Annotated in this window: 23 protein-coding genes, 1 tRNA gene and 1 pseudogene; 15 read left to right on the forward strand and 10 right to left on the reverse strand. The window is 34.5% G+C overall.

Features of this window, described 5'->3' with window-relative positions; genetic code table 11:
* The first annotated feature begins 4 nt into the window (after positions 1-4).
* The 7 genes from nuoL to ccmE all read left to right on the forward strand — a co-directional run bounded on the left by nuoL (position 5) and on the right by ccmE (position 7344).
* On the forward strand, positions 5-1861 hold the full coding sequence (gene nuoL / locus AAGD89_RS02535; RefSeq protein WP_341808708.1) for an NADH-quinone oxidoreductase subunit L: 1857 nt from the start codon (positions 5-7) through the stop codon (positions 1859-1861).
* Positions 1862-1864: 3 nt separating this feature from the next.
* On the forward strand, positions 1865-3307 hold the full coding sequence (locus tag AAGD89_RS02540) for an NADH-quinone oxidoreductase subunit M (RefSeq protein WP_341808709.1): 1443 nt from the start codon (positions 1865-1867) through the stop codon (positions 3305-3307).
* Complete coding sequence (locus AAGD89_RS02545) at positions 3304-4692, forward strand: NADH-quinone oxidoreductase subunit N (protein WP_341808710.1); 1389 nt, start codon at positions 3304-3306, stop codon at positions 4690-4692. Before AAGD89_RS02540 ends, AAGD89_RS02545 begins: the two co-directional genes overlap by 4 nt.
* A gap of 51 nt (positions 4693-4743) precedes the next feature.
* Positions 4744-5580: a hypothetical protein gene (locus tag AAGD89_RS02550; RefSeq protein WP_341808711.1), complete on the forward strand. Its 837-nt coding sequence runs from the start codon at positions 4744-4746 to the stop codon at positions 5578-5580.
* Between the two features lie 20 nt (positions 5581-5600).
* A complete protein-coding gene (locus AAGD89_RS02555) occupies positions 5601-6011 on the forward strand; it encodes a hypothetical protein (protein ID WP_341808712.1) in 411 nt (136 codons plus the stop codon).
* Positions 6001-6822, forward strand: a complete 822-nt coding sequence (locus tag AAGD89_RS02560) for a biotin--[acetyl-CoA-carboxylase] ligase (protein ID WP_341808713.1) — start codon at positions 6001-6003, stop codon at positions 6820-6822. The genes AAGD89_RS02555 and AAGD89_RS02560 overlap by 11 nt, the downstream gene beginning before the upstream one ends.
* A gap of 120 nt (positions 6823-6942) precedes the next feature.
* Complete coding sequence (gene ccmE, locus AAGD89_RS02565) at positions 6943-7344, forward strand: cytochrome c maturation protein CcmE (RefSeq protein ID WP_341808714.1); 402 nt, start codon at positions 6943-6945, stop codon at positions 7342-7344.
* Between the two features lie 6 nt (positions 7345-7350).
* On the opposite strand, the gene AAGD89_RS02570 is transcribed toward ccmE, so the two are convergent.
* Both AAGD89_RS02570 and AAGD89_RS02575 read right to left on the reverse strand, forming a co-directional pair.
* Positions 7351-8061 (reverse strand): ABC transporter ATP-binding protein, encoded by a 711-nt coding sequence (locus tag AAGD89_RS02570; protein WP_341808715.1) that lies wholly within the window; start codon positions 8059-8061, stop codon positions 7351-7353.
* Positions 8054-8836, reverse strand: coding sequence for an ABC transporter permease (locus AAGD89_RS02575; RefSeq protein WP_341808716.1), 783 nt, complete (start codon positions 8834-8836; stop codon positions 8054-8056). Before AAGD89_RS02575 ends, AAGD89_RS02570 begins: the two co-directional genes overlap by 8 nt.
* Before the next feature lie 215 nt (positions 8837-9051).
* On the opposite strand from AAGD89_RS02575, the gene AAGD89_RS02580 reads away from it, so the two are divergent.
* Positions 9052-9690 (forward strand): HAD-IA family hydrolase, encoded by a 639-nt coding sequence (locus AAGD89_RS02580; protein ID WP_341808717.1) that lies wholly within the window; start codon positions 9052-9054, stop codon positions 9688-9690.
* A gap of 256 nt (positions 9691-9946) precedes the next feature.
* On the opposite strand, the gene tsaD is transcribed toward AAGD89_RS02580, so the two are convergent.
* Together tsaD and AAGD89_RS02595 are read right to left on the reverse strand one after the other, a co-directional pair.
* Positions 9947-10960, reverse strand: coding sequence for a tRNA (adenosine(37)-N6)-threonylcarbamoyltransferase complex transferase subunit TsaD (gene tsaD / locus AAGD89_RS02590; RefSeq protein ID WP_341808718.1), 1014 nt, complete (start codon positions 10958-10960; stop codon positions 9947-9949).
* A 510-nt stretch (positions 10961-11470) separates the two neighbouring features.
* Positions 11471-12667, reverse strand: a complete 1197-nt coding sequence (locus AAGD89_RS02595; RefSeq protein WP_341808719.1) for a cysteine desulfurase family protein — start codon at positions 12665-12667, stop codon at positions 11471-11473.
* Between the two features lie 136 nt (positions 12668-12803).
* Between AAGD89_RS02595 and AAGD89_RS02600 the strand changes: the two genes are divergently transcribed.
* From AAGD89_RS02600 to AAGD89_RS02615, 4 genes are all read left to right on the forward strand, one after another.
* Positions 12804-13502 (forward strand): alpha/beta hydrolase, encoded by a 699-nt coding sequence (locus AAGD89_RS02600; protein ID WP_341808720.1) that lies wholly within the window; start codon positions 12804-12806, stop codon positions 13500-13502.
* 51 nt (positions 13503-13553) lie between these two features.
* Entirely contained in the window at positions 13554-13745 is a 192-nt protein-coding gene (locus tag AAGD89_RS02605; protein ID WP_341808721.1) for a type IV secretion system protein VirB7, read from the forward strand.
* Between the two features lie 155 nt (positions 13746-13900).
* A tRNA-Gly gene (locus AAGD89_RS02610) sits at positions 13901-13973 on the forward strand.
* Positions 13974-14146: 173 nt separating this feature from the next.
* Complete coding sequence (locus AAGD89_RS02615; protein ID WP_341808899.1) at positions 14147-14620, forward strand: disulfide bond formation protein B; 474 nt, start codon at positions 14147-14149, stop codon at positions 14618-14620.
* A 93-nt stretch (positions 14621-14713) separates the two neighbouring features.
* Here AAGD89_RS02615 and AAGD89_RS02620 read toward each other — a convergent pair whose 3' ends face one another.
* Positions 14714-14884, reverse strand: a complete 171-nt coding sequence (locus AAGD89_RS02620; RefSeq protein WP_341808722.1) for a hypothetical protein — start codon at positions 14882-14884, stop codon at positions 14714-14716.
* Between the two features lie 38 nt (positions 14885-14922).
* Here AAGD89_RS02620 and AAGD89_RS02625 point away from each other — a divergent pair.
* A pseudogene (locus AAGD89_RS02625) lies at positions 14923-15756 on the forward strand (transposase).
* Between the two features lie 207 nt (positions 15757-15963).
* Here AAGD89_RS02625 and AAGD89_RS07265 read toward each other — a convergent pair.
* The 5 genes from AAGD89_RS07265 to AAGD89_RS02645 form a co-directional block, all read right to left on the reverse strand.
* On the reverse strand, positions 15964-16182 hold the full coding sequence (locus tag AAGD89_RS07265; protein WP_410541844.1) for a transposase: 219 nt from the start codon (positions 16180-16182) through the stop codon (positions 15964-15966).
* 48 nt (positions 16183-16230) lie between these two features.
* Entirely contained in the window at positions 16231-16419 is a 189-nt protein-coding gene (locus tag AAGD89_RS02630; protein ID WP_341807927.1) for a hypothetical protein, read from the reverse strand.
* A gap of 24 nt (positions 16420-16443) precedes the next feature.
* Positions 16444-16824: an IS630 transposase-related protein gene (locus AAGD89_RS02635; RefSeq protein WP_341808723.1), complete on the reverse strand. Its 381-nt coding sequence runs from the start codon at positions 16822-16824 to the stop codon at positions 16444-16446.
* A 16-nt stretch (positions 16825-16840) separates the two neighbouring features.
* The gene (locus tag AAGD89_RS02640; protein WP_341808724.1) at positions 16841-17500 is read right to left on the reverse strand and encodes a hypothetical protein; all 660 of its coding nucleotides are present in this window, start codon (positions 17498-17500) and stop codon (positions 16841-16843) included.
* A gap of 107 nt (positions 17501-17607) precedes the next feature.
* On the reverse strand, positions 17608-18612 hold the full coding sequence (locus AAGD89_RS02645; RefSeq protein ID WP_341808725.1) for a hypothetical protein: 1005 nt from the start codon (positions 18610-18612) through the stop codon (positions 17608-17610).
* 243 nt (positions 18613-18855) lie between these two features.
* Between AAGD89_RS02645 and AAGD89_RS02650 the strand changes: the two genes are divergently transcribed.
* Positions 18856-20061: an MFS transporter gene (locus tag AAGD89_RS02650; RefSeq protein WP_341808726.1), complete on the forward strand. Its 1206-nt coding sequence runs from the start codon at positions 18856-18858 to the stop codon at positions 20059-20061.
* Positions 20062-20179: 118 nt separating this feature from the next.
* Positions 20180-20641: a hypothetical protein gene (locus AAGD89_RS02655; protein WP_341808728.1), complete on the forward strand. Its 462-nt coding sequence runs from the start codon at positions 20180-20182 to the stop codon at positions 20639-20641.
* Positions 20642-20681 lie beyond the last annotated feature (40 nt).

Below are 20681 nucleotides of genomic sequence, written 5' to 3' on the forward strand. Positions count from 1 at the left end.
AAGTATGACGGATGTACTGAAATTAATAGTATTTTTGCCACTGCTCAGTTCATTGTTTGCAGCTTTTTTTAGAAAGGATATTTTTAGTCAGTTAATTACAACTGCGGGGATTGGAATATCTGCGGCTTTATCTTGGTACGTTTTTCTTAATTTTTCTGAAAATTATCACTTGAGTTTATTTCCTCTATTTTCATTAAGCATATTAAAGTTAAATTGGGCAATTAATGTTGATGCTCTTTCGTCCTTAATGCTGATTGTTATTACGACAGTTTCGTTGGTGGTGCATCTCTATTCCATCGGGTATATGGAACATGATAAGGGAAAAGCGAGGTTTTTCTCATACTTGTCACTGTTTACGTTTTGCATGATTGTGCTTGTAGTAAGTGACAATTTTGTACAACTTTTTTTCGGCTGGGAAGGAGTTGGTTTATGTTCTTATTTACTCATAGGGTTTTGGTTTCAAAAATATTCTGCCAATAATGCAGCGATCAAGGCTTTTATTGTAAATAGGGTAGGGGACTTTGCACTGTTGATTGGAATTTTTCTTATTTATTACACATTTCATTCTTTGGAATTTAATGAAGTATTTGGCACAGCTGATTTTCTTGGCACTCAGAACATTAAAGCGTTCTGCTGTGAATTCAAAACTATTCACATAATATGCATATTACTTTTTATTGGCTGTATGGGAAAGTCTGCGCAGCTTGGTCTACATGTTTGGTTACCAGATGCAATGGAAGGGCCAACTCCTGTGTCTGCGCTTATTCATGCTGCAACTATGGTAACAGCAGGTATATTTTTAGTAGCAAAATGTTCACCACTCTTTGAATTATCAAGTGTTGCAAGGGAATTAATAGTTATTGTTGGAGCACTCACTGCTTTTTTTGCAGCTACAGTTGCGATTACTCAGAATGACATAAAGAAAATAATTGCTTATTCAACCTGCAGCCAACTTGGTTATATGTTCATGGCGTGTGGGCTTTCTGCTTATAATATCGCTATCTTCCACTTAATGACTCATGCTTTTTTTAAAGCACTGCTATTTCTTGGTGCAGGCAATGTTATTCATGCGATGCATCATGAGCAAAATATTCAGAAAATGGGAAATTGCTGGAAGAAAATTCCTTATACGTATACTTTAATGTGGATTGGATCTCTTGCGCTTTCAGGGATATTTCCATTTGCAGGTTTTTACTCAAAGGATTTAATAATTGAACATGCTTATAGTACTGATAGTTTTGCTTTTGTGATAAGCTTAATCGTTGCATTCTTTACAGCATTTTATTCTTGGAGATTATTATTTCTCGTGTTCCACGGTAAAGCACAAGGTAACTGGAAAGCGCATGAAGCACCAAAAATTATCCTTATACCGCTACTAATCCTTGCGTTTGGGTCGGTGTTTTCTGGAATATGGGGAGCAAATATTTTGAACATCACTAATAATGAGTTTTGGAAATCAAGTCTAGTGGTTGTTGATGAGCATGAAGTTCACAACTTTTTTATAAAACTGTTACCAACTTTAGTGAGCCTAAGTGGAATAGCACTTGCGTATCTTGTTTATCACTATCAAATAGTCAAACAAATTAAGAGCAAATTTTTGCTTAAGTTTTTACAGAATAAATGGTATTTTGATGAGGTGTATGAGTTTGTAATAATTGCACCGATAAGGCTTATATCTAGGCTCTTATGGAAGTTTGATGTTAAAATTATTGATTCATTCGGACCAAATGGTATTGTAAGAGTGGTTAACAGATGTTCGCAAAACTCTATAAAATTGCAAACTGGCTATATATTTGATTATGCGTTTATTATGTTTGTTAGTTTAATAATTGGTGCTTTATATATTATTGGAATGAAATAGAAGGTGTTGTTACTTAGTATATTTTTGCTTCCGCTGATCGGAGCGTTAATTTTATCTTTAATCAAAGTTGATTATAAATCTATACACTTAAAGCTTATATCCTTACTTTTTGCTATTCTTCCGCTTTTGCTCAGTGTTATAGTTTTTATAGAGTTTGATTATAACAATGCGGACTTTCAATTTGTAAGTTATCCTATCAAGGATGTCGGGATAGGGGTGGATGGAATATCTCTGCTTTTCCTTTTGCTTACAACTTTTTTGTTTGTCATTTGTATACTCTACAATTGTAAAATGAGTGATACAAATCTAAAGCCATACATGGCTTTATTTCTGCTCCTTGAGAATTTTGTAATTGGGTTCTTTATTTCCCTGAATGCCATAAGCTTTTATGTATTTTTTGAAGCTGTTTTAATACCAATGTTCTTTATTATTGGCATTTGGGGTGGGAAACAAAGAGTGTATGCAACATTTAAATTATTTCTCTATACGTTCACTGGCTCGTTATTATTTCTGCTTGGGTTGGTATACATTTACAGTATCTTTGGGACACTTAATATACAAAAATTAGCTACATTAATGCCGAGTCTCGACCTTAAAGTGCAGTCATTGCTATGGATTGCATTTTTTGTTTCTTTTGCAATAAAAGTGCCGATGTTTCCATTTCACACTTGGCTTCCTGATGCGCATGTGCAGTCACCAACTTCTGGATCTGTGATTTTAGCTGGTTTGCTTATAAAAATGGGAGGATATGGATTTTTAAGATTCTCTATTCCGATGCTTCCTGATGCGAGTTTACACTTTGCAAATTTCGTTATTGTGCTAAGCACTATTGCGGTAATATATGCTTCTCTAGTTGCGTTTGCCCAGGATGACATAAAAAAATTAATAGCCTATTCTTCAATAGCTCATATGGGAATTGTTACCGCCGGACTCTTCTCTTTTAATGAAGAGGGGGTGCTTGGGGCTGTATTTCAAATGATTAATCACGGTTTTATCTCCGCTGCATTATTCTTATGTGTTGGAATGCTATATACTCGAACTGGAACTTTGAAAATTGCAAAATATTTTGGCATAGTAAACACAATGCCAAGGTTTGGATTCATGTTTATTTTGTTTTCAATGGCTTCAATAGGTCTGCCTGGCACATCTGGATTCATTGGTGAGTTTTTGGCTATGATTGGAATATTTAAGAGCATCAAATTTTTCACAGGTTTCATTGCGCTTGGCACTATTTTAAGCGCTGTATATATGCTGAATTTGTGTAAGCAGGCAATATGGGGAGTTAGCTATTCTAACTTATTAAGTAATCGTTTGGATAAAATAGAGTTATCTGTTCTAGTTCTGCTTGCGGTGTTTGTTATTTTTCTTGGATTCTACCCAACGCTTGTACTTAGTTATTTGAAGCCGTGCATGGCGAATTTGTTAATCAAATATAATACGCTATGAGTTATCTACAGATATTGCCAGAAACTTTCTCGATTATCTCCTCATTAATACTGCTGATGCTTGGGATTATATTTAACCGCCGCACCACTCACTTACTAGCGCTTGGCTGCACAGTGGTTACTTTGATTATTTTAATTTTTTCGGTAGAAACTAATGAAATTTTTCTCTTTAATTCGTTATTAAAACTCAATTTATACATCAGATCAGCGCAAGGGTTAATTCTTAGCACTGGAATTTTAGTACTTTTACTGCTAAATCTATCAAAATACAACTATAAATATGAATTTTCCATATTGATCCTTTTTGCACTGTTTGGCATGATAACTTTAGTGTCAGCAAATAGTCTGATTTCTTTTTATTTAGCTTTTGAGCTCATGAGTATATCTTTGTATGTGCTTGCGAGCTTTAATAGAGATTCAGTTTATTCATGTGAAGCAGGTATAAAATATTTCACGCTTAGCGCTTTATCCTCGTGTATTATGCTGTATGGTATGTCATTACTTTATGGATACACAGAGCAAACCAATTTTTCCGAGCTCAGTTCATTTTTGCAAAATAATCAAATAACTTATGGAATAGTTTTCGGATTGGTCTTTATTCTGATTGGCTTGTGTTTTAAATTAGCTACTGCTCCTTTTCATATGTGGGCTCCAGATGTCTACCAAGGTGCTCCAACTATAGTAACTGCATTCTTTTCTACAGCTCCAAAGGCTACACTTTTAGCATTTTTAATTCGTTTCATCAATGAAGAGCTAGTTGGTATACAAAAATACGTTCAGCCTATCCTTATATATGTATCAGTATTATCCGTCCTTATCTCAGCTTTTGGGGCTTTGCGCCAGAAAAATTTGAAAAGATTGTTTGCTTACAGTTCAATCGGTCACGTTGGTTTTATATTTGCTGCACTTTCTATTTTCACACAAGCGGGAACAAGTAGTGCATTGATGTATTTGGTAATATATATCATCACAAGCATAGGATTATTTTCATATTTAATACAAATTGATGACGATGATTGCAACATTGCGAATTTATCTGGTGTCGGCAAAAAACAGCCGATTTTAGCTTTTCATCTTTCTTTACTATTACTTTCGATGTCAGGAATACCTCCGCTTGCAGGTTTTTTTGCTAAATTTTTTATATTCAAAAGCTTAATAAAATCTGGCTTTATTACTTTATCTTTAGTCTTGGTAGTAGCGAGCGTAATATCGTGTTACTACTATCTAAATATCATGAAGGCTATGTATTTTGATAAGGCCAGCAGTAGTAAAATTGATTGTTCGAAAGGTTTACTTGTGGTTACTATAGTAGCCTCATTGGTCAATCTCATCCTTTTCTTATATGTGGAAGATCTTTATTCATTAATCAATGTATTGACAAATTAGTGATTTAGTGTTTATAATTAATTGATTTTTAATATTTTGTGTGAGGCAAAAATGAGTAAAAGAAAAACTGTTTTAAAGTTTGCAATTGCCGCTGTCTTGCTAGGTGGATCTAGCACTGTAGCTGTTTTATATTTCCCTTATGTTGCTTTAGCAATTAAATTTGGTATGGTAGTTTCTATAGCTTCTCTGGCAATTTTTACTATTTCTGTAATGGTTGCATTGGCTTCGTTAATCACATTAGCAGTACTTACTGTTTCTGCCGTGCACAGTAAGGGTAAGCCTAATGAAGTTGATGAAGAATTAAGAAGTAAAAATCAAGATGAAGAAAGAAGTTTAGTACAAGAAGAAGAGAAAATTGTGCCTGCTACACCATTGCTTCCACAAGAGCCCGAAAAGTTAGTTGCTCCTGTTTCACAACAACAACCAGTTGGTGATTTAGTAATAGAGGTAGAAGTACCGCAAACTGAAAAAAGGGGCTCATTGCAATTTCAACCACTTAATAAGAGTGTGTATAATATATTGCGTAATGATCAAGGGGAACCCACGTTTTTTAGTTTAAAATTTCCTAATTTCTTAAATACAACTAGTGATTCTTCTTTGAGTGATAGTTACTCTAGCATGACTTCAGAAATATCGCTAAACGAACTATCATCTGTTCCTATGTATGCATCTTCTCCTTCAAATAGCTTCAATCAATCTCAACCATTTTCTGTTTCACCTATGATATACTTCAATAATGTGCATGATATAATGAGTTATAGACAAAGTCATCTTGATGAGAGTGATTTATCATCATCCATATCTGACTCTATGATAGTAGAAGGAAGCGTTTTACAACAACCTAGAATGGATCAAGTAATACGATCTAATCTACCAGGCTATGTGTAGGTGAAAAGACTTTTGACAGCATGGATAACCGATCGACCAGCTATTTTAATCTGTGGCTTAGATCTCCAGAGAAAAATGTACCAATTCCTAATATGTACTGTGATTCAACACCTACAGAGGATCAAGCTGTACCAGCTCGTTTACTAAATAATGCATTTGTAGGTATTAGTGCTGATCCTAATACTATGAATGATTCAGATCAAAATTATGAAAGCTTTGATAATTATCCAGCATTTATTATATCTTCTACTAATGATCAAATAGTTCGCAGTCATGTAAAATTACCCAGGTCTGTTGTATTAGAATGTAGCGCACAAGTTAGTAAGGATATCGAAAGTGGTCCTAGTGCAATGTTGTGGAGCGTAAATAATCAACAACACCTTAGTGGTATACAACCGTCAGGTTCTCTTAACCGTAATAATGGTTTCTGAAACATTTGAAGGATTTAATATTCACCACTACAAAGAGGTTTCAAGTACGAATGAAGAAGCACTGGATTTAATTGATAAAGGGATATCAACTGAAACTGTCATCATTGCTGACAAACAAACAAAGGGCAGGGGACGCACTGGGAAAAGCTGGGTTTCTCCTGAGGGTAATTTTTATGGGAGTTTGATAATTAACCAAGCAACGGATATCAGCACATTAACGGAATTGACTTTTATTGCAGCTCTTGCTGTAGGAAACACTTTACTGTCATTCATAAATGATAGTAACATTCAATACAAATGGCCAAATGACATCCTAATAGATAACAAAAAAATAAGTGGAATATTGCTTGAAAGAAAATCCAATTCGAATTGGCTGGTGATAGGAATTGGAATTAACATTAATCATGCGCCACTACCAGAGGCAACGTGCATCAGTAGGTTTTTTGCACAATCTACTGACATCTCAGAATCCCATCCTGTTATCCCAGTGCTTGACACTGGGATCCATTCTTCTTTTTCCTGGATTCCAGCGTCACGCGCTGGAATGACACCTTTAGACTTATTAAAAGAATTAATAATAAATTCTAATAAACTAAGAAAGGAGTGGCTACTTAGCGGATTTGATGCTATAAGAGAAATGTGGTTACAAAGAGCATTTAAGCTAAATAAGCAAATCAGTATAAAATTAGCTGACAAATTGTATGAAGGAGCTTTTACTGATATAGATAAAAGTGGTAGATTAATATTGCAACAAAAAGATGGAAGCTTAATTTATTTTGATGCAGGTGAACTATTTATTGGTGAGACATAATGAATACGTATGTGTTTTTTGCTTATCTTATTAGCTTTACATTGATTATAGGAGAATTGATTTTTACCATTTCTTGTTACACAAAAAGCAAAAAAATTTTAAAGAGCCTGAAAAATAATAATGAAGAAGAAACATAAGCGGTTACTTATAACCTCAGGAATTTTATGCTTTTTAAGTTGTGTAGTCTTTTTTATTTTAACAACACTCAAGGAAAACATTTCATTCTTCTATACAGTTAGTGAAGCCGTAGTTTTGCCAAATAATCAAAAGCCAATCCGTGTTGGTGGTATGGTTGTTGAAGATAGTGTGATACGGAATGAAAGTGAAGTAGTTTTTCAAATAACAGATTTTAACAAAAGTGTTGTAGTGAAATATCAAGGAATACTTCCACCGATGTTTTCGGAAAAGAGTGGTGTTGTTGTGCAAGGTAAAATAGTAGATGGTGAGACTTTTCTTGCAGATACAGTGTTTGCCAAGCATGATGAGAACTATATGCCCCGCAAGTATCAAGGTAGTAAATAGAATTTGTCACTCTGTTCGCATACAGCGAATAAATTTTTGTATGTATTCGCTGTTAGTTCTCTGTATTTCCTGAACAGTTCCATGAAAGATGATATCTCCCTCATATAACACAGCTATTTTATCAGCTATTTTAAATGCGCTATGAATATCATGTGTGATTGTAATGATTGTCGGATTAAGATCATTAGATAATTTTATTATTATTTCATTTACTATATCCGACATAATTGGATCTAGCCCTGAAGTTGGTTCATCCAGAATAATAATTTCAGGATTGTGTGCTATTGCCCTTGCAAGCGCTACCCTTTTTTTCATTCCACCTGATAGCTCTATTGGAAACATGTCTGCTATATTTTCTTCCAGCCCAACATCACTCAGCTTTTCAATTGCTAACAACTTTGCCTCTTTTTTGCTAATATTAAAGCGTTTTTTATAATTAAAAGATATATTTTCCCATACTGTGGCGTAATCAAATAAAGCAGAATTTTGAAATAAAACCCCAAATTTATTTTTTCTTTTACTATTTATTTTAATCGATCCTGAGTCTGGTGCCAGCAAGCCGATAATCATTTTTGTGAGCACTGATTTGCCACTTCCTGAACCGCCAAGTATCACTAATGATTCCCCTTTTAATATATCAAAGTTTAGGTCGTTTAATATTGTCTTATCATTAAAAGACAAGTTTAAATTTGATATCGATATTATGGGGCTATGCATAGATCAAAGTAAGCATATAATTTGTTAAAATGATAAATATAGATGATACGACAACAGTTGATGTTGTAGCCACACCAACTCCTCGAGCACCTTCTCGGCAATGGTAGCCATAATAGCAGCTTGTGACGGAGATGATAGCTCCAAATACAGTTGCTTTTACTAATCCAGTTATAAGATCATACATATTAAAAAATTGAGCCGTATATTTGATATATATGTTTAAATTATGATTAAATTCAAAGACAGCGGTGATATAACCTCCAAATATTCCTATTAGATCTGCACATACTGTAAGTATTGGAAATACTATAATTGATGCTAAAATCTTTGGAGCAATTAAATATTTAAAAGGATTGATATTCAAGGTCTTAAGCGCATCTATTTGCTCAGTAATTCGCATTGTGCCAATTTCTGCTGCAATTGACGATCCAGCCTTTCCTACCATTATCAAACCAATCAAAACTGGTCCCAATTCTTTTATAATTGTAATCGTAACAATTTTAGGAACTACTTGTTCTGGGTTAATTAACATGCTATTCAAGCCTGTTTGTAAAACTATTACTGCTCCTATAAAGACCCCAGTTAGCCCTACAATCGGCAAAGAAAAAAATCCTATCTCTATAATTTGCCTTGCTATGTTACTAAAATAATAAGGTGGTGCAAAGCAGTTATATAGAGATTGAATGAAAAATATAAATGCGCTGCCAAGTCTCAACAAGAGGTTGATGAAATACCTGCCAATTAGTCTAATACTATTTATATCAAAAAATCCCACTTCGTTTATCTTGGCCAGAAATTAGTTTTACTGATCTTATTAAAATTTTTATTAACTTCATCATAAAGTATAGCTAAGATAAGCTTCAAGTTCAATAGACTATATCCATTTCTGACATTTTCGACACTGATGAACTGTACAGTTAAGCTCTGTTTACATTTTTTTTATTAAAATGCTATTTACTTATTAATTTGTAATGTATAATAATATTAAAGATGAAAACCAGCCCATTAGCAGTAGTATTTGACTGGGATAACACCTTAGTTGATACTCAAGACAACATTTTTAATGCTATTAAGCATACCATAGACTTAATGGGATACAGCAATACAACTGCAGATAGGAACTCTCATGAATCAAGAAAGAGTTACATGGTCAATTTATTTGGTGATCAGTGGAAAAAAGCAAACCGGATATATCAACAATATTTGGATAAAGCACTTTTGCAAAATATTACTCTGAACCCATGGGTAGAAGAAATGTTACAAACGTTGAAAAGCCGCAATGTTTATCTAGCAATAGTGAGTAATAAGAAAAATACTAATTTACGCGAAGAAGTTGCATATTTTAAGTTAGATTCTTATTTTGACAGAGTAGTTGGGTCCGGTGATACCGCAGAAGATAAACCATCTGCAACACCGCTGTTATTTGCACTGGAAGAAAGCGTGTTACCTATAAATAAAGAGAATGTACTTTTTATTGGCGATAGCATAACAGATATTTTTTGTGCACAAAGTGCCAATTGTTTACCCATTATATATGGTCAATCAATAAATGGTTATGAGAATTTGTTATGTTTTCAACATTTTGATAAACTTACAGATTTTATAATAAAATATTTGAAAGATAGATGATATGACCACTGCTGCAGAGTCAACTACTATCGGGGCTGAGAGCCGATAGGTTGTATATTGCACTGGGAAGCTAAAGCTACTCTAATCTTATTGATAAGTCTACGTAACCATAAAAAACTTTCAAGCCTTTTTGATAGAGCAAGTATACATGCTAAAGTTAAAATCTGACCAGGGTGATTGTATAGCCGCAATAAAGTCGATAAGCCTAAACGTCATCATGTTTTTAGGAGAGTTTGCTAATGAACTTCTTTGTTTTTTAACAATTTTCTAATTCCCATTTTGATCTTGGTGCAAAATTCAGTGAATCTATATAATTCTTCTGCAAGTTTTCAATCCCTGCCCATCCGACCATTACTGCATTGTCTGTGCACAAGTTGCTAGGGGGGAAAAATACATTTAAGGTCATGTGCTTTTTCAATTTTTCTCTTAAAAAATTATTTGCCGCAACTCCTCCGGTAATTACAAAATCATGAATTTTGATATTTAAAGATTCAGCCATGATAATTGCATTGCTCACCCTATCCAGTAATATATCGCTAATACACCCTTGAAATGAAGCACATACATCCCATACATCTTGCTCACTCATTTCAATTTTTTGTACTAAATTTTTTACTGCTGTTTTAATTCCAGAAAATGAAAAGTTACATCCAGAACGCTTTATCATTGCTCTTGGAAATTTAAACCTTGTATCATCTCCTTTTTTAGCAAGCTTTTCAATTAACGGACCACCAGGGTAGCTTAAACCTAGCATCTTAGCAACCTTATCGAATGCTTCCCCTAGTGAATCGTCGAGTGTTTCTCCAAGTTTAATATAGTTACCTACATTCTGTGCAATCAAGAATTGACAATGACCGCCTGATATCAATAGGACTAAAAAAGGAAACTTTACTTCACAGATCAACCTAATAACGAGTGCATGTGCTTCTAAGTGATTAACCGCAATAAATGGTTTTTTTGCTACATGCGCGATTGCTTTAGCCATCATTGTGCCAACTATTAATCCGCCAATGAGCCCAGGTCCTGACGTTGCTGCAATTGCATCCAGCTCACAAAAATTAAGATTAGATTTTTCTATGGCATTCTTTATTAAATTACTTAAATGATTCATATGAGCACGTGACGCCACTTCAGGAATCACACCACCACATGTTTTATGTTCCGTTTGAGACAGGATTTCGTGAGCAAGAACTTGTTTATCACTATTTACAATTGCTACAGCAGTTTCGTCACAGCTTGTTTCAACAGCTAAGATAGTTTTATTGGACATGTTTTTGAATACTATGCCACTAAATTATACTTTAGAATATTTTCAAGTGAAGAAAAATTATATCTTCTTCTGAAGCACGCCGCTATAGCTAAAATCGTTAGTCCTTTTCAAAATTCATTTAGTTAGTATTCAAAAAATCATTTCTCGTGAGCTCTCGTATCTAAAAGCAAGGAGTAATTTTATATATGATGTTGAAAAATAATTTTGTTAAAAAAAACCTTGCTAATTTTTTATCAATTGGAATAATGCATAGGATCAAGCATAACTACTTCCTATTTCATGTCATTGTGAAATAGGAGCTTTACTTCATAAGCAAGAGTGTCTTGTTCGCTCTTATCTGCTCTACAATAGAGTTAAAGACGTTTTTTTACTTTTCGCAGGGGGTACATTCTCATATATTATGCCATTATACCCTGGGACTGTAGATCTAATTGGCAAATCCTACCTGAGTTAGCTATATGGTCCTGGTCCGGTAGAAATCGTAGTCCTATCTCTCGCTGATATTTTTCCTTAAGTTGACGTCATTGGCTGAACAGATACGATATTTTTCTTATAAATTGAGCACCAACAATCTACTATTTTTTTTATATCTTGCGGCTTAGTTTCATAGCCTATACTAACTCGAATTGAACACTCTGCTTGCCTCTTTGTGGCTCCCATTGCAAGTAACACATGTGAGGGTTTAATTGAGCCAGAAGAGCACGCGGAGCCATTGCTGACGGCAATGTTATTTAAATCAAAGTGCATTAGCTGCACATCGCTCTTTACTCCTGGCATACAGATGAAACTAGTATTTGGCAATCTTTCAGAATTTTTACCAAAGATTTTTATGTTAGCAACAGCACTTAATAACTCACATTCTAACTGGTCGCGTAGCTCTTTTATCTTATTCATTTTTAAGAGAAGATCTGGAATATCCCAAAGTGCAGCAGAAAGACCTGCAATTGCAACAACACTCTCTGTACCTCCACGCAACCCTTTTTCTTGCCCACCACCGGAAATTATAGGTTCTATTTTTAACTTTTTATCGAATATCAAAACTCCGCTACCCGCTATACCACCAAATTTATGTGCAGATAAAGTTAGCAAATCGACTCCTAAATCTTCTATGTTCACTTCAATTTTTCCAACGCTTTGAGCAGCATCAGTGTGGCATATTGCACCAAATTTATGAGCTATTTCAGTTATCTTTCTAATTGGCTGTACAACTCCAGTTTCATTATTGGCCATCATCACTGAGATCAGTACTTTATTATCTTTAAGTACACTGAGAGTCTTTTCTAGTTCTACAAGATCAACCACTCCATCCTGATTTACCGGTATTATATAAGAATTGCGCGCCGAACTAAGAATCGAAGGATGCTCTATAGCTGAAATTACGTGCTTATATCCTTTTATCCCCCTCATAACAAGGTTATTTGCTTCAGTTGCACCAGAAGTAAAAACTATTTCTTTATCGTTTGAAACACCGATAAAGCGATGAACATCATCTCTTGCATCTTGAAGGATTTTTCTCGCTTCCTGCCCCTTCTTGTGAAGTGAAGATGGGTTCAGGATTTGCTTTGACAAGACTTCTAATACCCTTTTTTCTGCATTGCTACTCACTGGAGCAGTTGCATTGTAATCAGCGTATACATAATCACTATCTTGACATTTTGGAGGGGATGTTAAGGGTTTATCTGCTACTTTACCATCAATGATAACCATCAGTGCATTTGCTGGAACAAAAAAATTATTGCAAAAACAGTGAAATTAATACATAATTAATAAACAACTGTACGTATAAGTTACGCTAGCTAATTATATATAGCATGTCAAATAGGTTTTTAATTAAGGGATAGCCATGGTAGAAGTTTTTTTGAATAACACAACAGAGAAGATAGAAGGCGAGTATAGCCAGAGCAAAAATGCTGATGCACCGGTTGCATTGGTTTTGCATCATCATCCTCAATATGGCGGTAATATGGATCATAAAATGATACACAGTATATGTGCGTCTTTTATTGATAATGACTTCTCTGTATTGAAAATTAACTTTCGCGGCGTAGGAAAGTCAACTGGTACTTTTGACAAAGGTATAGGAGAATTAACTGATGCTGCAGTAGCTATTGATTGGATTCAAGAACATAATTCTAGCAATGTTCCAATTTGGGTAGTCGGTTTTTCTTTTGGAGCATGGGTAGCTATGCAATTGACGATGCGTCGCCCAGAGGTGGTTGGTTTCGTTGCTCTTTCTCCTCCAGCAACTAAGTATGATTTTTCTTTTCTCTCTCCTTGCCCGGTGCCTGGGCTTATAATACAAAGTAGTAACGACACAATTTCAGAGGAAAGCGATGTAACAGAGCTAGCAAATAGGTTAATAAATTCAGTAAAAAGTCATCATATGGAGTATCACGTAATAGACGATACTAATCACTTTCTACGTGATAAAGAGGAAGAAGTAGCTCAAATCATAGATGATTACATAAAACTGCGTTTAAATAATACAGCCACTTCATCTCAAAAAGTTAAAAATGAAATGAGAGTAAAAGAATATGCTTAACCTTTACAAATAAGGGAAATGAGCATAATAATATAAATAAAAGGATTTATCATGTTTAAGAAATTGTTATTATTATCTGTTTTAGCTGCACTTACATTACAAGTGGGTTGCGGTGGTCAACGCAAGTTGAAAAGTCCATGTACAAAGAACAATGAGAGTGTTTCATGCGAGTTATATTCTGTTAATGATCATTGGCTCAATCAGCATAAATTAACAATAGATAAGCTTAAAGCTGGACATTAGCTGTTTTTAACTTCGATTATGGGTTGGAAAGAAGTCTAATAATAAAAGCTGCTTGGGCTGCTAATTTCTTGACTGCTGTGTATTGGGGTTTACAAATTGTTATATGCGCCTATAATTAAAAAGTAATTTAGATTGTTTTTTCTTAAGGTTTAACTGCGGGAGTAGCTCAGTTGGTAGAGCGCAACCTTGCCAAGGTTGAGGTCGAGGGTTCGAACCCCTTCTCCCGCTCTCTATTTATTTGATATTGGACTGATTTTATCAGTAAAAAATACTTCTCATCATGATTTGTTAAGCAATACCTAGTATGCTGCTGAGCAAAACACTGGTAACGTCATCAAGTTATTTTTAATAATTGGTTGACTTTCAGAAGTTTTTATGGTTATTTATCTGCTATGTTTGCTATGTCTGAAAATTCTAGAACTCCTATAATTTTTTTAGTATCCAGCGCTGCTGCTCTAATTGTTGCATATATATTGCAGTACTTTTTCAACATGTTGCCATGTAGGTTATGTATATATGAAAGAATAGTCTATTACACTGCTGGACTAGTCGCAATGACATGTATGCTTAAAAACAATAAAATTCTAACTTATATAATATTTTGCAGTTACACCATAGGCGCTGTAATATCTTTTTATCATATTGGCCTTGAGTTTCACTGGTTTCACGACGTCCTCGGGTGCACTGAACAAATAGGTGGGAATGCTAGCGTAGAAGAACTAAAAAATAACCTATTAAATCCTAATTACTCTCCATCTTGCGATAGACCCTATCATATTTTAGGTATTTCTCTGGCAACATGGAATTTAATCTATTTATTGGCAGTGCTATTTGTAGCAGGTAAGATGTGCGCAGAGAGAAAAAAATCTGAATAACTTAAAGTACAAAGTGTTTTTCAAAAAATTGGGTAACCTCATCTGATTTTCAAATATTTTCTGAGTTACCCTATTTTCTTGGCTTTTCTATTACTATCTTTTTAATCCATTGAGTTGGCTAACTTCAGGATCGGATACACATTTTCCTATAAGCCCACCAAGAACTGCACCAAAAATAGCAGCTCCAACAATTGCTTCTATAGCAACGCCCCAAGTTAAATCATTAGACCCCCTGCGAAAAGGTAAAAAACAGATGAAAAACATTAAAAAGCATGTAAAATGAAAGTTTTAGAAGAGGGAAGATGGCAATAAGTTACGTAAAAATAGCAAGAACACCATATATTTTTAGACAATTGACAGGGCTCACAACATCTGAATTTGAAAAAATTGTGGCAAAAGTGCGTCCAGAGTGGGAAAAAATGGAGGCGAAAAAGAAATGTCACGGAAGAAAATCGCATGTTGAGGAGCTAGAAGACAGGATTTTATGTGTTCTAATTTATTACAGAACGTACATAACGCATCCATTTTTAGGGTTTTTGTTTAATTTGCACAACTCAAATATTTGCCGACTTTTTAAGAAAATGTAGCCATTATTGGCCAAAAAAATTACTATAAAAAAGGATAGAACGCTGACGCCAGAAAGGATTTTAAAAATTTTAGCAGACGTCACGGAGCAACCGATACAGCGGCCGAAAGACAGCAAAAAACGTAAGAAAAGTTATTCCGGAAAAAAGAAAGCAACCACAATAAAAACCGAAATTGTGATCGAGGGAAATGGGCAAATTCTGTCGATTTCGAAGTCGCATAGAGGTCGAATGCATGATTTTCGCATAAGGAAACAGGAAAAATTGTTGGCCAAAGATAGCATAAAATATGCCGATTCTGGGTATCAAGGTTGGCAAAAACTGCAGAAAAACGTTGTGATTCCGTACAAAAAACACCGTAAAAAGCCACTAACGGAGGAGCAAAAGGAGCATAATCGGAAGCTGGCATCGTTCAGGATGCGTGTGGAAAATAAGATTCGCGAGATAAAAATCTTCAAAATAATGTCAAATGTTTACCGCAATTTTCAGAAGAAATACAACATGAGATTTAATATTATAGCAGGAATTGTGAATTTGAGGCATAGTTTTTAATAATTTTTAGGCTGGGGATTTCTTACCAGATTTTATCAGCAACTTGCTTCACGTTGTTTCGCAGGGGGTCTATTGCCTCCTACAGCACCTAGTGTAACCATGGTTAAACTTACACAAGCATTTACACAAATTGCTATATAAAACCAATTAAGATGCCAATTAAGTTTGTGAAGGCAAGTTTGTGGAGGTTGCTGATTATAGTACTTTCTAATACAAGTGATAAACTTCCATAATCGCCTTACCAACCAAAAGGTGTAGATTATCCTGCTGATGCATGCGAGTCCTGAGCCAGCTTTTAATCGTATGCCAGCAATGCTCAATTGGATTCAGATCTGGTGAGTACGTAGGAAGATAGAGCAAATAGCAACCTATAGATTCTATTAATTCCCTTGTTTTAGCGGTTTTATGAAAAGCAGCATTATCCATAATTATAGTTGTACCAACAGGCAACTTTGGTAGCAATATTTGCTCCAGCTACGCATTGAATACATCCTTATCGCACCCTCCAGTGAAGGTCATGGGCGCAATAAAATTTTTCTTAATCCACCCACCTGTCATACTGATTCTCTCGCGTTTTTTGCCCGTAATGTCTGCATAAATTTTCTCCCCCTCGTGGAGCTCTTCCATATTCTGGGTATAGCCTATTATCGACTCCTGCTTCATCTATATACACAATGCTTTCATGGTCTATTTTGGCAACTTTTTCGACAAATTTTTGCCTATCTTCGTGGTTCCGCTCTCGGTAAAGCGTGGTCTTTTTTTTCTTGTGATTTTTAACTGCTTCAGCCTATACCAGATCGAATTTATCCCAAATCCTAGGTTTTGTTTCATCTCCATTAGCGTCTGATCTGGGTGTTTTTTAACATACTCTTTCAGCATTTTTGGATCTATTTTTCTTATAAAACCACTCATTTTTGCTGGTTTTAAGCTCTCACCTGCAGCCTTCTTTTTTAGCCATCTGTATAACGTTGCTATTCCTATCTCCAAAAGTTCTGCAACCTCTTCCTTTGGCTTTCCTTTTTTAACCAAAGATACTGCTTTCTCTCTTAAATCAACACTGTATACCATCACTTTTCCTACATGCCTAAATGGTCATTATACAGTTATCATTTGCTTTGGAAAGTACTATAGAAGTAGGATCAGTTGTTGGTGTGCCAACAGTAGGGCTTGGAGTGTCTTTTGTTGTATGTTCATTAGGATTTTCTCTCTCGGCTTTTTTATCACGTAACCACTCTCGTACAGGTTTACCTTCTAATATTATATTATTTTCCTCTGCACAATTTACCAATTCAGATGGGTAAATTCTCCAAGCTACTGAATTAAATCCCTCTTTTTCTGTAGCTTCTTTTATTGCATCAGTTAACCATTCCCTTGCGTCTTTATCTCCTATTTTTTGACTATTGTTGATTGCGTTACTTATCCATTCTTTTGCGTTCTTACCTTCAATTGCTATTGTGAAAGGTTCATATTTATGTTCTCCTTTTTCATATCTTTTTACAAAGTGTTGCTCCATTGCATAAACTATTGGGTCTACACTTTCTTCTCCTATTTTATACCCATTCCCATGTGCCCATAGCGTTGGATCTTTACCTTCTATTCTTATAGCATGTTCTATTGCATAGACTATTGGCTCCTTTTCTTCTACATCATATTTATTTTCTTTTGCCCATAATGTTGGATCCGTATCTTCTATCTTGATGGTGTTTTCCATTGCATAAAGTATCGGGAATTTATTTTCAAGCAATATGCCATGACGTAGTGCATATACAATTGGATCATAATCATCTATTTTTTCTCCTTGCTTTATTACATTTTTTATTTGATTTTCATCATAAAAATTTTGCTTTTGCTCTAAACCTTCAGCACAATAGCTAACCTTGACAAGACGATAACGTAAACTATTTTTATTTTCTTCAATACAGCTTTCATTATGTACTGACTTTTTTGTAATAGTAACTGGTTTATCTTTTTTAGAAATGGAAGCACTTGTAATGTTAGAGATAGATTAAAATGCTTTACAAGTGCTTCCATAAAGGATTCACGAGTAGCGTTATCACACTCAGTATTATTGTACTTCTTTGTAAATTTTAAAAGCTCTTCTTGATCAATTATTGCTATATTAAGGTCAGGGTTTATTTTTTTTAAAGGTTCAACTAGTTCGATGTATTCTTTTTCAACTGCTATAAACCTTATATTAAATTTTTCAAAAAGTGTCACTTGTACCCGATAGAAAGTTGACCAATCATTCCCTTCATATTGGCCAATCCCATCTCCGAAAATTAGTGCAGGAATTTTTGACAATTTTTCAAAGTACTTCAATACGTCATTATCCAAAGCACCAGACATATCATGATAAATATTTTCATTATCGATACAGCTTTTTTTAACCTTGTCTAAGAAGATCTTTCTAATCAAACATGATTGAGAGTTTTGTGCAAAATTAAGTAGAAGTTTAATTTCGTCATCTTTGCTCCTCTGCTCAGTTGTGTGATGTTCATTATGAAAAACTTGCGCATTTTTGAAATGTACAGTTGAAACGAAGTTCTTGTTTGCAACTACACAATCAATCACATCAAGCACTTTGTCTTGCCTTACTCTACTTAAAGGCGATAATTGTCCACCTGAAAACATAATTTCAGAAAGCACTACAGCAGCAGTGGTTCCAGTTGCACAAGCAGTGAGTGGATTGATCTCATTACTTCTTTCCAGATTAATTTCTGGATATACTTCAGAAAATTTCTTTTCTTCTTGTACTAATATTCCTTCAAGCGGAGTTCTATTTCTTATTTCATCATATGCTTTAAATAGTTCTACAATCTTTCGTAACTTTTCTATGTCAATATCTGTAGAAATCATATCATTATCTCCTTAATGTTATTACTATATATCTCAATTCTACCTAACATCTTAGCAATTGTCAATCTCTATAAAACTTATACGCGATAAGTTCATATTTATTTAAACTATTACTCTAACTCTTTCAATTTTCGTATTACTCTATATAATGTTTGTTTATAAATTAAGATAGTCGTGCTGAATCACCAAACAAGGGTGTTGATCTCAAACATATTCTGCAGGATCGCAATATGGTATGACCATATGCTCTTTATTGACCTGGTTAACATAATCAGCAGAGAGTTTCTTTCTGGAGAAAATAGTGTTTACTATAATATACTGCAATTATTCGGCATAGCAGGACTGGGTGCTATGGCAAGGCCCCTTGGTGCTTTCATATTTGGTCATGTTGGGGACAGGTATGGGAGAAGAATAGCGTTGCCGATTGCCATTTTACTAATATCGATTCCATCCAGCCTAGTTGCATTTATTCCAAGTTATGATCAGATAGGTGTCGTTTCTACTATATTACTTCTTGCAATTCATGTTACACAAGGGATTGCACTTGGCGCTGAACAAGGAGGCAGTTCCGTTTATCTCATAGAACATTTACCAAACAGGAAAAAAAAGCTGGGAATGTTTTTTGGAATAATAGGTTTTGGTCGCTCTATTGGTATTTTGCTTGCTGCAGTGATAGTAATCATCTGCAAAAAAACTACTGATTTTAACGTATGGGGTTGGAGACTACCGTTTGTTTTTTCAGCTGTTTTGGGACTTATTAGTGCATATAGTATTTATATATTAGGTGAAACTCCAGCATATGAAGCAAGTCAAAAGGAAAAAAAATCTAATTTGCCAATAATAGAACTCGTAAAGCACTACAAGAGGGCTCTTGTGCTTGCTATTTTGATATCTGTACCTGTAAACGTTGTTGTTGGATTTACTATATTCCTGCGAACATTTGCGAAAGAAATAGTATCAATGGAAGTATACGTCACAACATATATCAACGAAATTGTGTCTATTATAACCAGCATATTAATGCCTATATCTTCAATAGCGCTTGGCATGCTAGCTGATAAAGTAGGAAAAGAGCGCACTTCAATCATATTTATAGTAGTTACAATGATACTATGCTGCCCTATGCTATCTATTGCGTACTACTACAAAAGTTACCTTGTGATTATGTTAAGTGTAATGGCTCTTTCAATGTTGGAAAGGGGCATCAATCCTATAGGAATAGTAGCATCTGAGCTATTTCCTACGAGTGTTAGATTTAGTGGTGTTAGCTTATCGCGCAACATCTCTTTTGCACTACATGGAGGGTTTACTTCTATGATATGCATTTGGTTTACCATTCAATTTCCTCAAATCAATTTTGCAGCTGGGCTTTATATAATATTTTGCCTGTTGATTAGCCTAGTGGCAATATTGCAAATAAAACCACAAGATAAAAAATTCGACTGGTAGCTTTCTAGGACAAGTCTTTTTATAATAAATTAATTAAATAGCTTAATTTAGTATTCATTAAAATTGCATAAATTTCATTTAGTGTATGATTTTAACAATTATCAAAGAGGGTTATCATATGGTAGATATACTTGGAAATGATCTCGCGAGTAGCTTGGATGAATTACGTACTGATGTAAATAATCTATTTAGAGAGCTAAATGATAGAGAATATAAAGTAAATAGTTTATCTAATGAATTAACAACAAGCTCAAAAGATGTTCTGGAAGATTTAGTGGCATATCAGGGCAAGTTTAGTGATCAGTTCTTCTCTATGCATCAGGAGCGGGTGTTATGGGAAAGGCATCCTGATCAAATACCATCAATAGATGGTCAGGTAAAGAATTTAAGAGATACAGTAGATAATTTGTTTTTTAATTGTAAGCACATAACTTCTTCATTGGGAGAGTATTTTAAAAATGTTTTTAACAGTCTACAGAAATTTAATTTGAAGAATCACGAAATATCAATGGACGATTTTCTCGATAAAATAGAATTTGTGCCTTATCTTACTCCCTTAGCAGAGCCTGATGCAAATTAAGAAAGATAAATATTATAAAGCTAAGATATCGCGATTAAAC

The sequence above is a fragment of the Wolbachia endosymbiont (group E) of Neria commutata genome, assembly GCF_964026735.1.
Lineage (GTDB): Bacteria > Pseudomonadota > Alphaproteobacteria > Rickettsiales > Anaplasmataceae > Wolbachia.